The 15,834-nt window shown below is 54.7% G+C and carries 10 protein-coding genes and 1 tRNA gene; 9 read left to right on the top strand and 2 right to left on the bottom strand.

The features are described from left to right. Nucleotides 1-5 precede the first annotated feature (5 nt). The 5 genes from pheT to FNL37_RS10520 all read left to right on the top strand — a co-directional run bounded on the left by pheT (nt 6) and on the right by FNL37_RS10520 (nt 5,814). Nucleotides 6-2,360 (top strand): phenylalanine--tRNA ligase subunit beta, encoded by a 2,355-nt coding sequence (pheT, locus tag FNL37_RS10540; protein WP_159356077.1) that lies wholly within the window; start codon nt 6-8, stop codon nt 2,358-2,360. Between the two features lie 77 nt (nt 2,361-2,437). Beyond that, a complete protein-coding gene (locus FNL37_RS10535; protein WP_013441555.1) occupies nt 2,438-2,740 on the top strand; it encodes an integration host factor subunit alpha in 303 nt (100 codons plus the stop codon). Next, nucleotides 2,721-3,131 (top strand): MerR family transcriptional regulator, encoded by a 411-nt coding sequence (locus FNL37_RS10530; protein WP_159356076.1) that lies wholly within the window; start codon nt 2,721-2,723, stop codon nt 3,129-3,131. The genes FNL37_RS10535 and FNL37_RS10530 overlap by 20 nt, the downstream gene beginning before the upstream one ends. A gap of 69 nt (nt 3,132-3,200) precedes the next feature. Further along, nucleotides 3,201-3,277 (top strand) — tRNA-Pro (locus FNL37_RS10525). A 251-nt stretch (nt 3,278-3,528) separates the two neighbouring features. Further along, the gene (locus FNL37_RS10520; protein WP_159356075.1) at nt 3,529-5,814 is read left to right on the top strand and encodes a TonB-dependent receptor; all 2,286 of its coding nucleotides are present in this window, start codon (nt 3,529-3,531) and stop codon (nt 5,812-5,814) included. Nucleotides 5,815-5,873: 59 nt separating this feature from the next. Here the strand turns inward: FNL37_RS10520 and FNL37_RS10515 are convergent, their stop codons facing one another. Beyond that, nucleotides 5,874-7,043 carry a PepSY-associated TM helix domain-containing protein gene (locus tag FNL37_RS10515; protein WP_159356074.1) on the bottom strand — a complete coding sequence of 390 codons (1,170 nt, stop codon included), beginning with the start codon at nt 7,041-7,043 and terminating at the stop codon, nt 5,874-5,876. A gap of 170 nt (nt 7,044-7,213) precedes the next feature. Between FNL37_RS10515 and FNL37_RS10510 the strand changes: the two genes are divergently transcribed. Together FNL37_RS10510 and FNL37_RS10505 are read left to right on the top strand one after the other, a co-directional pair. Beyond that, on the top strand, nt 7,214-9,319 hold the full coding sequence (locus FNL37_RS10510; protein ID WP_159356073.1) for a TonB-dependent siderophore receptor: 2,106 nt from the start codon (nt 7,214-7,216) through the stop codon (nt 9,317-9,319). Nucleotides 9,320-9,435: 116 nt separating this feature from the next. After that, nucleotides 9,436-10,944, top strand: coding sequence for a helicase-related protein (locus tag FNL37_RS10505; RefSeq protein WP_425325800.1), 1,509 nt, complete (start codon nt 9,436-9,438; stop codon nt 10,942-10,944). Between the two features lie 112 nt (nt 10,945-11,056). On the opposite strand, the gene FNL37_RS10500 is transcribed toward FNL37_RS10505, so the two are convergent. Next, nucleotides 11,057-13,507, bottom strand: coding sequence for a GspE/PulE family protein (locus FNL37_RS10500; RefSeq protein WP_159356072.1), 2,451 nt, complete (start codon nt 13,505-13,507; stop codon nt 11,057-11,059). Nucleotides 13,508-13,822: 315 nt separating this feature from the next. On the opposite strand from FNL37_RS10500, the gene FNL37_RS10495 reads away from it, so the two are divergent. Next, complete coding sequence (locus FNL37_RS10495; protein WP_159356071.1) at nt 13,823-15,175, top strand: ATP-binding protein; 1,353 nt, start codon at nt 13,823-13,825, stop codon at nt 15,173-15,175. After that, nucleotides 15,168-15,812 (top strand): response regulator, encoded by a 645-nt coding sequence (locus tag FNL37_RS10490; RefSeq protein ID WP_013441563.1) that lies wholly within the window; start codon nt 15,168-15,170, stop codon nt 15,810-15,812. The genes FNL37_RS10495 and FNL37_RS10490 overlap by 8 nt, the downstream gene beginning before the upstream one ends. Nucleotides 15,813-15,834: the final 22 nt, after the last annotated feature.

Here is a 15,834-nt window from a genome sequence, read left to right as displayed (position 1 = left end):
CGATCATGCAATTCTCAGAAATTTGGTTACGCCAGTACGTCAATCCTGCCATTAGCAGTGAGCAGCTCGGTCATGCCTTGACCATGGCTGGCCTTGAGGTGGAAGCGATGGACGCTGTGGCACCAGCGTTCAGTCACGTCGTGGTGGCAGAAGTGCTCACGGCAGAAAAGCATCCGGATGCGGATCGCCTACAAGTATTAACAGTGGATGTCGGCTCGGGTACGCCCCTCCAGATCGTCTGTGGCGCCAGCAATGCTCGCGTGGGCCTGAAGGCGCCATGCGCCATGGTTGGTGCGGCCTTGCCTGGCTTTAACATCAAGCAAGCCAAAGTGCGTGGTGTCGAGTCGTTTGGCATGATGTGCTCCGCCAAGGAGCTGGGGCTTGCCGAAGAGAGCAGTGGCTTGCTGGAGCTGCCTGCCGAGGCGGTAATCGGTACGGATATTCGTGATTACCTGCAACTCAATGATCAGCTGTTTACATTGAAGTTGACGCCTAACCGTAGCGACTGTCTGAGTATCGTTGGTGTTGCCCGCGACGTGGCCGCGATCACCGGCGCCGCCTTGCAGGTACCGGCGACGGCCAGCATCAGCCCGGTTGCCAGCACCGACTTCAAGATCTCCGTGCGTGAGCCTGAGGCATGCCCGTATTACAGTGGGCGCAGCATCCGTGGCGTGAATGCCGCCGTGGCGACACCCGACTGGATGCAACGACGTCTGGAGCGTAGTGGTATTCGCAGCATCAGTGCGATTGTCGATATTACCAATTATGTATTGCTGGAACTGGGGCAGCCTCTGCATGCCTTTGACGCTGGGAAGCTGCAGGGCGATATCGAGGTGCGATATGCCAATTCTGGCGAGGCGCTGAGCTTGCTGAATCAGCAGCAAGCGAACTTGCAACAGGATATGCTGGTGATTGCCGACGCCCATGGCCCACTGGCCTTGGCCGGTATCATGGGTGGGCTGGACTCGGCTGTGTCACTGGAGACACGCGACATTTTTCTGGAAAGTGCATACTTTGCCCCCGGCGTGATCGCTGGCAAAGCACGCCGCCTGGGCTTGTCGACGGACTCGTCGTATCGCTTTGAACGTGGCGTGGATTTTGGCAGCACCCGTCAGGCATTGGAGCGTGCAACCGCGCTTATTCTTGAGATTTGCGGTGGTGAGCCTGGTGATGTTGTCGAAGTCAAATCTGCCTTGCCCACGCGCAAGCCGGTGACATTACGCTATGAGCGGCTGCTTTCGGTGCTGGGTATCCCGCTGGAGCGTAGCGAAGTATCGGCCATATTTGCCCGCCTTGGTTTCGCGGCACGTGAGTCGGATGGTCGTTACGAGATTACGCCTCCCAGCTATCGCTTTGATATCGAAATTGAGGAAGACCTTATCGAGGAAGTGGCTCGCCTGCATGGCTATGAGCATATCCCCGCGATTGCGCCGCAAGCCACATTGGCCATGTTGCCTGCCTCAGGTAGCGAACTGAATCGTGCCTGGGTGCGCGACGCTCTGGTGGCTGGTGGCTATCAGGAAATCGTCAGCTACAGTTTTGTGGATGCCAGCTGGGAACGTGACTTGCTGGGGAATAATGACGCGATAGTGCTGAAAAACCCCATCGCCAGCAACATGAGCGTGATGCGTAGCGGCTTGTGGGGCGGTCTGTTGCAGACGCTGGTTTATAATCTCAACCGCAAGCAGCCGCGCGCCAAACTGTTTGAAATTGGCTCCGCCTATCATAAAGCCGATTCTGGCTATGCTGAAACCATGCGGGTTTCCGGGTTGGCTTACGGTGCTGCCCACCCTGAGCAATGGGCTGAGGACGAGCGTGATGTGGATTTCTATGATGTGAAAGCCCAGGTGGATGCGCTGACGCACGGACGCGCTGTGTATCAGGCCGCCACGCATCCGGCGCTGCATCCAGGTCAATCTGCCCATATCTTGCTGGATGGCAAGATCATCGGCTGGCTGGGCAAGTTACACCCCAAGTGGCAACAGCATTATCAATTGCCACGCAGCACGGTGGTGTTTGAATGTGATCTTGCCCCTTTGCTTACCGTTCAGTTGCCTAGATATCAAGAGGTGGCTAAGTTCCCGCCTGTGCGACGCGATATTGCCGTGGTGGTGGATGAGGCAACCCCTGTTCAAGCGCTATTGGATACCATGAATGATGCGAAAAATGTCTTGATTTCAGACATCGCATTGTTCGATATTTACCGCGGAAAAGGTGTTCCGGAAAACAAAAAAAGCCTTGCATTTCTTGTGCTTATGCAAGATACTCAAAAAACTTTGACGGATGCTGAGGCAGATGCCGTCATGAGTAATTTGCTAGCATTGCTCAAGACCAAACATGGTGCGGAATTAAGAAATTAGAACGCCAATGGGGCGCCAGTTTTTAGAAAATGCGTCGCGATGGTGCGAAAGTTAAGAAAAGTAGTTGGGAGATTTGCATGACATTAACCAAAGCCGATCTGGCTGATTTGCTCTTTGAACAGGTTGGGCTGAACAAACGTGAGGCCAAAGATATGGTCGAAGCGTTTTTTGAAGAAATACGTACGGCTTTGGAATCAGGAGACAGTGTAAAACTGTCGGGTTTCGGCAATTTCGAATTACGTCAAAAATCAGAGCGGCCAGGCCGCAACCCCAAAACAGGCGAAGAAATCCCGATCACGGCACGCCGTGTCGTCACGTTTCATGCCAGCCAGAAGCTCAAGCTAAAGGTAGAGGAGGCTTATGCCGGAGACCGCGCCTAAGGTTGTGTTGCCGCCGATTCCTGCCAAGCGTTACTTCACCATTGGTGAGGTCAGCGAGCTATGTGGCGTTAAGCCCCATGTCTTGCGCTATTGGGAGCAGGAATTCACGCAGCTAAAACCCGTCAAGCGTCGTGGTAATCGCCGGTATTACCAGCATCATGAAGTTCTGCTGATTCGCCGTATCCGTGAATTGCTCTATGAGCAAGGCTTCACCATCAGCGGCGCCCGTAACAGGCTTGATGATGCGGCACAAGCAGTAGAAGCTCCACCTGAAACTGTGGTGGAAAAGCAGGTTGAGCATTCCTCACCTGCCTCCGCCTATCCGCAACTGGATGTTGGTTTGTTGCGCAGCGAGTTGCGTGAAGTGCTTGATCTGCTGCGCGCTCCCTAAAAACCAATTTCCTGTTTGTTCCCTCCAGTTCATTCCGCTATAATGCAGGCCTTGTTGCTTTAGCGACATCGGGGCGTAGCGCAGCCTGGTAGCGTACTTGCATGGGGTGCAAGTGGTCGCAAGTTCGAATCTTGCCGTCCCGACCAGTATCCAAAAGGGGTTAGGTAACTAACCCCTTTTTTCATGCCCCTTTTTCATGTTCGTGCGATCAGCACGATATCTTGTTTATTCCTGTTTCCGGACTATCACGTTTTTCCAAGGCGTTGGAATCTTCACGTTTTGTTATCGCTCGGCTCGTTCATGGGTTCCGAATTGGATTCTTAAGCATCGACATTGTTAATGAGAATTGTTATTATTTGTAAATGCTTCTTAATAACAATGATGTGCAAGGAAAATAATGTCTCGCTTCTCTTTACTGACCAGTTCGGTCGATCCCATACAAGTTTCTGGCAAGGCAGCGGGTGCTTTATTACTGTTGGCATTTTCTACGGGCGGGTCTGCAGAGGAGGTGACAGAGCAGCAACTGGCGGATAAAAAGAAAGCACAGCAGAGTGCAGCGGCAACGCCAGTTGCGACAACACTGGATACTGTCCATGTTGTTGATAAGTCGGCAGATACGGTTTTGCCTGGCGAGTTGATGCCTGCGTATGTGGGTGGTCAAGTCGCGCGAGGGGGGCGGGTGGGATTGCTGGGCAATAAGTCAGTGCTGGATACGCCATATAGTGTGATTAGCTATACCCGTGAGCTGATTCAGAACCAGCAGGCGACGACCTTAGCGGATATTGTCGAAAACGACTCATCCATTCGCAATAACAACCCCAGGTTTGGTCGCTTTGATCAGTTCTCCATCCGTGGTTTTTCTCTATCGAATGGGGAGGTGGCGCTGAACGGTTTGTTCGGGCTGGTTCCCAATTACACAGTACCACTGGAGGGGGTTGAGCGAGTTGAAGTGCTCAAGGGGCCTAACAGCTTGTTGAATGGCATGGCACCTACGGGTGGCGTTGGCGGTGCGATCAATGTGATTGCCAAGCGGGCGACAGATGCACCGATTACCCAGTTTACCGCTAACTATGCCTTAAGCTCGGTTTTTGGCGGGCATGTGGATATTGGTCGACGCTTCGGTAGCGATAACCAGTTTGGCATTCGTCTGAACTCGGTATATCAGGATGGCAGGACGGCATTTTCGAATGATCAGAGAATAGAGCGCTCACTCATGACATTGGGGCTGGATTTTCGAGGTGAAAATTTACGCCTGTCTACGGATGTTTGGCATTACGAGAATCGAGGCACGGCGCCAATGGAACGGGTAACCTTGAACAGCCGCGGTGGTGTTCTGGCCGCCGTGCCAGATGCCGATAAGGTCACGCGCAACTTTGCCCAGCGCTGGTCTTATGCCAATACCATAGACACGACCGTTGCCGTGCGTGGCGAGTATGATTTTTCACCTGCTATCACAGCCTACGCCGCGGTGGGGGCTCGTCGCGGTCGATATGATTTTCTGCGGGTGCCGGTGGCGGTCGATTCTGCGGGCAATTTTGTTACCACGACCGGTAATACTACGGTCAATACGAGTACCGTGAATCGTTTTCTAAGGCATGAGGATACGGTGTCTGGAGAGGCGGGCGTGCGCACCATGTTTGATACTGGTGTGGTTCACCACACGGTGAATCTCAATACCAGTTTGTATCGTATCCAGTTTGGTAATCTGGAAAATGAAATAGGCACGGTGGCATCCAATATTTACAACCCGGTGAATGGGATAGAGCCAGCCGTGATTGGCATGTCCAATACACCTCCACGAACAGCGGAGACCGACTTGAGCAGTATTGCCCTGAGCGATACTTTATCCATGCTGGATGATCGTCTGCAAATCACCATAGGCGTCCGCAAGCAGGCGGTGCTTAATAAAACCTATCTGGTGACAGGGCCCGTGCGTGCCAAGTATGACGAAGACGCACTAACGCCGACGTTCGCTTTTACGGTAAAGCCGCTCGACCATCTCGCCCTTTATGGAAATTACATTGAGTCGCTGACCCAGACCGCTATGGCCCCTACAAATGCTGCCAATGCGGGAGATATTTTTCCTCCAGCCAAAACCAAGCAGGTTGAAGTGGGGGCGAAGCTGGATCTTGGTAGCTTCACTTCTACCTTGGCATTGTTCCGGATTGAACGTCCCAGTACATTTCGCGACCCCACCACTCTTGTTTTTGGGTTGAATGGCGAGCAACACAACACGGGCCTGGAGTGGTCTCTGTATGGGGAGCCTGTGAGTGGCGTACGTGTATTGGGTGGTGTGACACTGCTGGATGGCAAATTGAAAAAGACACTGGGTGGCGCGAACGATGGCAATACTGCGCCAGGCGTAGCCAAAGTGAATGCCAATCTCGGCATGGAGTGGGATGTTACTGCCATACCTGGTTTTACCTGGACGGCACGTACCATCTATACCAGTGATCAATATGTAGATGCTGCCAATACGCGCGAGATTCCCGATTGGGCGCGGCTGGATCTTGGTGCCCGCTACCGGTTTGTTTCGGCGGGTAAAAACGTAACCCTGCGCGCCACGGTAGATAACGTGCTCGACAAGCATTACTGGGCTACCGTCAGCACTAGCGATAGCGTGAATGGCCTGACGTATGGCACACCGCGCATGGCATTTTTCTCTGCCACGGTGGACTTTTAATCGGAGCGATATCTGGGAGTTAATGGCCAATGGCTGATTCCAAGCCATTGGCCATCAGACTATTTTTGGCTCTGGCGCTTTTTGAGCCAGATAAAGACACCGGTCCAAGCCAGCAATACGGTCAGCAAGCCTGTGACTAAAATGAGTATGCGCCCGGGCAATCCAAATATCTGCCCGGTATGTAGCGGATATTGCAGAATACTCAATCGATCTCCCGTTTTGCCTTGTGAGTAGCCGTATTGGGCTTTCAGTTCGCCCGTGTTTGCATCAAAAAACACTTGTTCACGCTTGAAGGTCAGCCAGGCATTGGGTTGACGTTCATCAAAGGTCAACCGGTAGACATTCTGCTTGGCCAAGTATGAAATATTGGCAACCCGGTAATCATCCGCACTGGCGGGCCGCAAGGCTAAGCCACGCTGATAAGCAGCATCCCAATCCAGTGAAATCTCCCCATCTTTCACTTTGGGCAAGGTATCACCAGGAAGAGGGCTGAAGGGCATTATCATGCCCATCACCGGTCTGAACACTTCCCGGTTGAGATTGAGATAAAAACTACTGAACGCGACGACAGCCAGCACGGGCCACAGCCACAAGCCACTGGCACGATGCAGGTCAAAATTTACGCGAGTTGCATTTGCCTGATACTTTATTTTCCAGGCGGGCGCCCATTTTTTCATGAACTGCACGGGCGATGGCAGTAGACCATGTCGGGGCAAAGCCAAATAAAATCCAACAAAACAATCCAGTAGCCAAAGTATGGCGACGCCACCCAATAGCCATTTTCCAATTTTTCCTGGCAGATGAAGTGTGTCATGCAATTTGAACAGGAATGGCATCAAGCCCTGACGACTGATATCAACCTTGCCCCATTCGCGGGCGCCCAGAATTTCATTGGTATAAGGGTTAACAAATACCTGCATGGGAAGAGGGGCGTCGTCGCCAGTCTGTTTACTATTCATACGCACAATCAATGCGCGATCGGCGCTGTGCTGAAACTCAATGCGTGCTATCCGATGGTCGGGATAGGCCTGACTGACCTTGCGTGCAAGTTGTGCTAGCGGCACTGGTGAGGCAGCCGTGGGCGTCACCAGCATCCAGTCCGGATTCAGCCATTCATCAAGCTCGTGATAAAACGCCAGCGATGCTCCGGTTAGTCCCGCAACCGTTAAAAACAACACTAGGATTAACCCCGCATAACGATGCAGGCGGACAAACAATTTTCTGGACATGAGGGCGAGAGCCTGTTCTTTGGTGTCGCGATTGGAAATAGCAAGGATGCCTGCCGTAGACCTGGATGAATGAGGCGGACGGGTAGCGTGTATTATCGTAAAGTGTAAATGATATCAATTATCATTTGAGATGTATAATGCGGGACGAAAATATACACGCAGGAGCTGTTATGAAATTAAAGTGGGGCGTTGTTTGTGCCTTGATGATGCCGTATTGGTCTGTCCATGCTGAAGTGGCGGAGGATGCCGCTGAATTGCCGGAAGTCGCTGTCAGCGCCCGGCAGGAGGAGTCGGCCACCGGGCCAGTAAAAGGCTACAAAGCCAGCCGTTCGCAAACGGCCACCAAAACCAATGCCGCGTTATCAGAAACCCCCCAGTCCGTGACGGTGATTGGCAGTGAGCAGATCCGCGATCAGGGCGTGCAGTCGCTGGCGGAGGCTTTGCGCTTTACCGCTGGGGTCGATGCCGGGCAGCGCGGACGGCGTGGGCTGGATGATATTTCCATCCGCGGTTTTGTGCAGAGTGCTTATGTGCTGCGTGATGGCATGCGCATGGATAACGACATGTGGATACAGAACGAGCCGTTTGCCTTTGAACGTATCGAGGTACTGAAGGGCCCGGCATCTGTGTTATATGGCCAGATTTCTCCGGGTGGGCTGGTTAATCTGGTGACGAAACGGCCAACTGACAAGCCTATTGCCGAAATCGGCATCGGTCTGGGCAATTACAATCAGAAGCAACTGACTGCCGACTTTTCGGATGCGTTGAACGAAGATGGCACAGTGCGTTATCGCCTGGTGGGCATTTCATCCGCCAGCGATGACCAGGTAGATTTTGTCGATCGCCAGCGTACCTATATTGCGCCGTCATTAACCTGGGATATCAGCGACAAGACCAGCCTGACCTTGCTGGCAAGCTATCAGAAGAGTGACTTTGTGCCGATTCGTGGCCTGCCTGCGCGCGGTACCGTGCTTGCCAATCCCAATGGCCAGATTTCATACAGCCGGTTTGTCGGCGTGCCGGGTGTGGATAAATACAGCACCGAGCAGACGCAATTCGGCTATCTGTTTGAACACGCGTTTACCCCGTCAATCAAATTCAAGCAGAGCATGCGCGTGAACGATTATGACCTGGAAGGTGCCTTTACCAGCCCCACATCGCTGTCGGCCAACGGGCTCAACTATGCGCGGCAGATCCAGTATCGCGATGTGCATGGCCAGATGCTGACCATGGACAATCAGCTCAACATGCAGTTTGACACGGCAGCCTTGCGCCATGATGTGCTGGTGGGGTTTGATTACCTGCATTTTGACAGCAAGCGCACGGACAAGCGCGCCAGCGTCACTGCGCTGAATCTCTATAACCCGAATTACAGCCCCACTATAGGTGTTGCCGTTACAACACCTACGACCACCGGCACGGACAAGCTCGAACAAAAAGGGTTATATCTGCAGGATCACATCAAGTTTGGCGATGGCTGGAATCTGGTGCTGGGCTTGCGTCGCGATGAATCTGATCTATTGGAAAAACGCCTGAGCGGCAGCAGGACTCGCACCAATCCGGGGGCAACTACCGGGCGTGCCGGCTTGCTGTATGCCTTTGGCAATGGCTGGTCACCTTATATCAGCTATAGCGAATCTTTCGTACCCGTTACCGGCAGCGGGGCAGACGGTACTGCCTTCAAGCCGGAAACCGGCCAGCAGCGCGAAATCGGCCTCAAGTATGAAACTCCCAACAGGGCATTTGGCACCACCGTGGCGCTGTATGACCTGACGCGCCAGAACGTGACGACGACGGATCCCAATAACACCGCATTCAACATCCAGACCGGCGAGCAGCAGCATCGAGGTGTGGAAATCGAGGCTACCGGGCAACTGACCTCGCGGCTCAATGTGGTGGGCAGCTACAGTTATATTGATGCTGAAATCACCAAGAGCACGACGGGCACGCTGCACAAACGTCCGATTCTGGTGGCGAAAAACATGGCCAATCTCTGGGCCAATTACGACATGGGGCGCTGGCTGCAAGGCCTGGGTGTTGGCATAGGCGCGCGTTATATCGGCAAGCAGGCGGGGGATGATCTCAATACCTTCTACACGCCGCATTACACCGTGTACGATGCCGCCTTGTTCTACCGCACGGGACCATGGCGCTTTGCCTTGAATGCGCGCAATCTGGCTGACAAGGAGTACATTGCCTCCTGCTCCAGCGTGAGCGCCTGTTACACGGGTGATCCACGCATGATCATGTTGAATGCCACCTACGCCTTCAAATAACACCGCCATTTAGCTGAGAAACCGCGGAGCCTGGCCATTCGGTCAGGCTCCGTTTCCATATGGGGCGGCATCTGCTACATTGAGGGCAGTGTTTACTACCTCATCGAGATACCTCCTTGTCGGCCTCTGCCTTGCACGATTACCCCGCATCGTTTCCTGTAGCACGCGGCATGCGGCGCCATTTCCATTTTTACCTTGGCCCTACCAATTCCGGCAAAACCTATGAAGCACTGCAAGTGCTGCAGCAAGCGGCATCGGGCGTCTATCTGGCACCTTTGCGACTGTTGGCAATGGAGGTGCGTGATCGGCTGATGGAAGCGGGGGTGCCCTGTAACCTGGTCACCGGGGAAGAGCGGCACTGGGTGCCGGGTGCCCGGCATACGGCCTGCACGGTTGAGATGATGCGGCCGGATCAGGTGGTGGATGTGGCTGTCATCGACGAAATCCAGATGCTGCAGGATGAGGCGCGTGGCTATGCCTGGACCGCTGCACTGGTTGGCGTCCCCGCGCAGCAGGTGTTTGTGTGCGGTTCGGATGCCGTGACGCCCATCTGCCTGGCCTTGCTGGAATCGCTGGATGAGCCGTGGCAACTGACGCGGCTTGAGCGCAAAACGCCATTGATACTGGAAGAGCACGCCATTTGCGGCCAACGCTACAACCGGACGCGGCTAAAAGGCAAGCTGCAAAAGGGCGATGCCGTGATCGCCTTTACGCGCAAGGATGTGCTGACCCTGAGTGCGCGCATACGGCAATGGGGCTTGTCGGTGGCCTCTATTTACGGGGCCTTGTCGCCCGAAGTGAGGCGTACCGAGTCGCGACGCTTTGCCAATGGCGAGGCCGATGTGCTGGTGGCGACCGATTCTATTGGCATGGGGCTGAATCTGCCAATCCGGCGCGTGGTGTTTACTACCGTACATAAATTTGATGGCGTCGCGAGCCGCCTGATCGGCCCGACCGAAACCCGGCAGATTGCGGGGCGTGCCGGACGTTACGGTATCTATCCCACCGGCTTTGTCGCCGCGGTGGAGGCCGATGAACTACTGCATCTGCAACACATGCTGACGACATCGGATAGTGCGGAGTTGCAGCAATTGCCGGTGGCCGCCAATTGGCCGGATATCGCGCGGCTTTCGCAGCGGGTGCACGCCGCGCGCATAGGGGAATTGCTGGAGCGTTTTTCCCGGCAAGCGCTGGAAAGTGATCTGTTTCACCTCACCAGTGCCGAGGGCCAGATTGCGCTGGGGCATCTTATCGACCAGCATGCTCCTCATATGCCCCTGGCCGACAAGTTCCGGTTTTCATGCGCCCCGGTGTCTTTCGACAAGCGGCACGAGATGGATTATTTCATTCAATGCCTGAAAGCCCATGCCGACCACAAGCGCAGGCGCCTGCCAGAGGATGTGGCCTGGCTGGACAGCAGCGGGCCGCAATACCTGGAGCAGGCGGAACAGTTCAGTCAGGACATCAGCCTTTATGCCTGGCTGGCATTCAAGTATCCGCAGACCTTTCCTGATGGCGAGCTGGTGCCCATGCTGCGGCAGCGGGTGAGCCGTTATATTGAGCGCGCGCTGCTGACGCAGGCGGGCTATGGGGATATCACGCGCGAGCTGTATGTGTATGGCTGAGACGTGCATGCCTCTGCCGGAGTAAGCGGGAAACGACAGTCACCTGCCGCGCTACCCAACACGCGTAGCGGGGCTAGCGCCCCAGCCCCAAGCTGGCCTTAGCTAATAAAAGCTAGACGCACACGGCACGCACTTGTGCGATATCGGTTTTGCCCTGGAGTACCTTGTTGATGCCATCCTGCTTCAGCGTCAGCATGCCGCTATTGAGGGCTTCTTCCAGCAGTTCACTCACCGGTGCGCGTTTCTGAATCATGCGCTTGATTTCCGGCGTCACGATCATCAACTCATACAGGCCAAGACGCCCACGGTAGCCGGTGTTGTTGCACTCTTTGCAGCCTTTGGCGCGATAAAGGGTGAATTTGCCCTCACGCGCAAACTCCTCCTGAAAACGCGCCAGTTCTTTCGTCGCGCCATGGCTGGTGCCAAGGACAAATTCGGCCGCCAGCTCTTCCAGCTCGGCATGGCTGGGTTCATAGGCTTCCTTGCATTTGTCGCACAATGTCTTGGCAAGACGTTGGGCCATGATCGCCAGCAACGCATCGGCAAAGTTGAAGGGGTCCATGCCCAGATCGAGCATACGCACAATACTTTCCGGCGCGCTATTGGTGTGCAGCGTGGAGAGCACCAGGTGGCCGGTCAATGAGGCTTCAATGCCGATCTTGGTGGTTTCCTGATCACGCATTTCACCCACCATGATCACATCCGGATCGGCTCGCAGAAAACTGCGCATGGCGGCGGCGAAGGTCCAGCCTATCTTGGCATTCACCTGCACCTGGCGCAGCCCCTGCTGGGTAATTTCCACCGGGTCTTCGGCTGTCCAGATCTTGCGTTCCGGGGTGTTGATGTACCCCATCAACGAGTGCAGCGATGTGGTTTTGCCTGAGCCGGTCGGGCCACAGACCAGAATCAGCCCATAGGGCCGCTGCATCAGCTTTTTCAGGTTTTCCAGTTTGTCCTGCGCCAGCCCGAGTTTATCCACCGGTACAGGTTTGGCCGCTGCCAGCACCCGCATCACTACATCTTCCAGGCCATTGGCTGTGGGGATGGTCGCCACGCGCAGCTCGACATTGGCCGGGCCGAATTGCTTGAAATCCAGCTTGCCATCCTGTGGCTTGCGCCGTTCGGAAATATCCAGCTGCGACATGATCTTGATCCGCGAGATCAAGGCATTGCGGAAATTGGATGGGATTTCCAGATACTGCACCAGCGTGCCATCTTTGCGGAAACGCACCTGCGTATTGCGGCGATCCGGATAGGTTTCAATATGAATATCCGACACGCCATCCTGATAAGCATCCAGAATCATTTTATTGACCAGCTGCACCAGCGTGTTATCAGACTCTGCCACGGGCTCTTCGGCAGACTCAAACTGCATGCTGTTCTCTTCGCTGAACAGCTTGGTGGCCAGGTCATCAATCTGCATGCCGGCGACATTGCTGGATTTCAGGTCGAAATCCAGCATGTCATCCTTGCTTTTGCTGAATTCAAACGCACCGCTGCGACCATAAAAGCTGTCAATAGCCGTGACGATATCTTCACGCGAGGCCATGGCAGGCAGGGTTTTCATCTGCGTGAGAAAGCGTACCTCATCAATCGCCTTCACATTCATCGGATCTTCAAACGCCACCACCAACGCGCCTTCATACATGCACAGCGGTATCAGCAGATGCTTGCGGGCCACGGGCGCGCCAATCAGGCGTATGGCATTCGGGTCAAAGTTGAATTTACTGAGACTGACATACGGAATCCCCAGCTTTTTCGCCAGCGTGCCCTTGAGGGTCTGCTCATCGACGATGCCCATGTCGACCAGAATGCGACCCAACGGAATACCGCGGTTTTCCTTCTGCTTGTTCAAGGCATGCTGCAGTTGATCTTCGCTAATCAGCTCCAGCTGTCTCAGTGCCTCGCCCAGCTTGAGAATCGGGCGACTTTCCTGATGGCGAATCGCCTTTTGCAGCTCTTCACTGGTGACAATCTGATTTTCAAACAGGTAATCGCCTATGCGCTGATTGCGCAATTCGTCCTGGCGTTTCAGCGCTTCTTCCACCGCATCTTTGGTTGCCAGCTTTTCCTGAATCAGGATTTCGCCTATTTTCTGGCCAATCTTGTAACTCTTGATGGACGCGCGTGGAAAGTAACCGCGGATGATCTTGCTGTCAGCCGTGGTCGGGTAAATGTACAAGCCATGGTTTGTGGTGACATAGCTGTAGGTATAACCCACCACCATTTCGCCATCGGTATATTCAATGGCATAGGTTTGTTTTTCGGAAGGGGGAAACAGCTCCTCAGCCCTGTCCTCAAGAAAAGACTGGTTGGGCACCAGTTCCATGGGTTGCATCAGCTGTATGCTTTTGATTTTATCGACGGCCAGCGTTTCTTGCGGTTTATCCTTGGCGGTACGATAGATCAGGGTATTGGCATCGGGCATGAACTCGATGAGCTGTCCCAGCAGCTTCTTGCCATCAAACAGGTAGATCAGGCAGATTTCGTTAGCAGGGCTCTCGCCATTGGCAGCAAAGCTGAAATAAGGTGGCTTGGGCCACTCGATCACTGATTCTTTCATACTCCCCCTAGTGATACGTACGTATATATTCCGCTTATTAAAGCACGGCCCATGCCATCACATAAGGGGGCTTTTATTTTTATTTTAAATGGGTAACGCTGGCATGCCACAGGCCTGAGAGGCGGGGCGACAATACCATCCGTTAGATGAGGGGCAGCCTGGCTTGCCCATCCGGTCGGCGCATGATGTTCTGCAGTCAAGACTGGGTAGTGCCTTCCTCGCCATCCCGCATGTTCAGGTGAATTCGGGAAAATTTCCCGAATGATGAAAGGAGCTAAGACTATAGAATAGCCGTTTTCACGAAGACGGAGCGCCATGAGCCTCAAGTTACGCTTAAATCTGATGATCACGGCCCTGCTGGTGCTGATCATGGCGCTTGGCACCATGCTGATGGTGGCAAATGCACGGCAGGATGTGCGTGCCGAGGTGGAGTCCACCGCCAAACTGGCCCTGTATCTGCTGGATGCAGAAGCCTTGTATTACTCCCAGCTTTCCAATCCCCAGCAGCTGCGTTCATTCCGGCTTAAAAGCCTGAGCAATCTGCGTCACTTGCGCATTGAATTCTATGATCACAACGGCACGCTGGTGGACAGCAACAGCCTGCCTGCCGATGCGGAAAACGAAGCACCACCTCCACGCTGGTTTGTCAGTGCCATGGGCATGGTATCGAGCGAGTGGATACAGTCGCGCCGCATGATCAAGGTCAATGGCCGGGTGATTGGTGTGCTGGTCGTCACGCCTGACCCTTCTTACGAGATTGCCGAAGTGTGGGGCGATACCCAGGATCTGCTGGTGCTGTCGGCGCTGTTTTTCCTGCTGGTGAATCTGATGGTGTACTGGGCGGTGGGCCATGCCTTGCGTCCGGTGGATACGGTACTGGCCGCGCTAAACGAACTGGAGCGTGGCAATCTCAAGGCACGCCTGCCGGATTTCAAGCTGAAAGAGCTGGCGCGCATCAGCCACAAATTCAATCTGATGGCGCACAAGCTGGAAACCAGCGTGGAGCGTAACCATCGTTTGTCGCAACAGCTGATACGTGCGCAGGAAGATGAGCGCAAGCATCTTGCACGCGATCTGCATGACGAAATCGGCCAGAGCCTGACGGCGATCAACGCCGATGCCACGGCCATCGTGAATTCCGACTCAAGCAATCCGCGCATCAAGGAGAGTGCGGCGGCGATTGTGCAGGTGGCACGCCATGTGGTGACTATTGTGCGCGACATGCTGGAGCACCTGCGGCCAGATACCCTGGATAAGCTCGGCCTGCACATTGCCCTCACGGATCTGGTGAGCAACTGGCGTCAGCGGCATCCCGAGGCGACCATCACCATCAATATTGAGGAAGACCTGGAAGATCTGGGCGAGTTTATCCCGATCACCATCTACCGCCTGGTGCAGGAGGCGCTGACCAATATCAGCCGTCATGCCAGGGCGGGGTCGGTCAGCCTGGCAGTGCAACGCATGGGCAACCACCTGCATCTGGTGATACGCGATAACGGCTGTGGGTTTGAAATGGAAAAAGCGCCTTCCGGCTTTGGCTTGGCTGGCATGCGCGAGCGGGTGGAAGGGTTGGGCGGCAAGCTTGATGTGCAGAGCGCGCCAGGGGAGGGGACGACCATCATGGTCAGTATCCCGGTGATAAATCAACAGGAGTTGTCAGGTGAGTGAAGAAATTATCCGGGTCTTGCTGGTCGATGACCACACAGTGGTGCGCTCTGGCTTGTGCCGCTTGCTGGAGCAACACTCCGGCATCAAGGTGGTGGCCGAGGCTGAGAGCGGTGAGCAGGCTTACCAGGTGTTTGGCGAATACCTGCCCGATGTGACGGTGATGGATCTTTCCATGCCGGGCATGGGCGGGCTGGAAGCCATGCGCCGGATATTGGCGCGGTATCGTACAGCGCGCGTGCTGATTTTCTCCATGCATGAAAATGCCGCGTTTGCCATGCAGACCCTGAAGAGCGGTGCGCGTGGCTATGTAGCCAAAACCGGCTCGTTTGATGAGCTGGTAAAAGCCGTGGTGGAAGTGGCGCGTGGCAAGAGCTATATCAGCACCAGCATTGCCCAGAAGATCGCCCTGCAAACAGTCATCGGCGATGGTGACCTCATCAGCCAGCTGTCGCCGCGTGAATTCGAGGTGTTCCGCTTGTTTGCCGAGGGCAAGAATGCCGAGGAAATTGCCGAAGTGTTGAAGATCAGCCAGAAAACGGTGGCGAATTACCACACGCTGGTGAAGCAGAAGCTGGGCTTGTCCAACCCGGTGGAGATGGTGCGTTTTGCCATCAAGCACGGCTTGATTGATAGCTGAGGCCAGTTCATGGCTGGTCTGG

It is taken from the genome of Methylovorus glucosotrophus (genome assembly GCF_009858335.1).
Taxonomy (GTDB): domain Bacteria; phylum Pseudomonadota; class Gammaproteobacteria; order Burkholderiales; family Methylophilaceae; genus Methylovorus; species Methylovorus glucosotrophus.
This window is presented reverse-complemented; position numbering and strand designations above follow the sequence as displayed.

What these genes read in the sequence shown, in the direction of transcription:
- FNL37_RS10520 (WP_159356075.1), top strand. Translation starts at nt 3,529, where the DNA reads ATGTCTCGCTTCTCTTTACTGACCAGTTCGGTCGATCCCATACAAGTT.
- FNL37_RS10515 (WP_159356074.1), bottom strand. Translation starts at nt 7,043, where the DNA reads ATGTCCAGAAAATTGTTTGTCCGCCTGCATCGTTATGCGGGGTTAATC.
- FNL37_RS10495 (WP_159356071.1), top strand. Translation starts at nt 13,823, where the DNA reads ATGAGCCTCAAGTTACGCTTAAATCTGATGATCACGGCCCTGCTGGTG.
- FNL37_RS10510 (WP_159356073.1), top strand. Translation starts at nt 7,214, where the DNA reads ATGAAATTAAAGTGGGGCGTTGTTTGTGCCTTGATGATGCCGTATTGG.
- FNL37_RS10535 (WP_013441555.1), top strand. Translation starts at nt 2,438, where the DNA reads ATGACATTAACCAAAGCCGATCTGGCTGATTTGCTCTTTGAACAGGTT.
- FNL37_RS10530 (WP_159356076.1), top strand. Translation starts at nt 2,721, where the DNA reads ATGCCGGAGACCGCGCCTAAGGTTGTGTTGCCGCCGATTCCTGCCAAG.
- pheT (WP_159356077.1), top strand. Translation starts at nt 6, where the DNA reads ATGCAATTCTCAGAAATTTGGTTACGCCAGTACGTCAATCCTGCCATT.
- FNL37_RS10500 (WP_159356072.1), bottom strand. Translation starts at nt 13,507, where the DNA reads ATGAAAGAATCAGTGATCGAGTGGCCCAAGCCACCTTATTTCAGCTTT.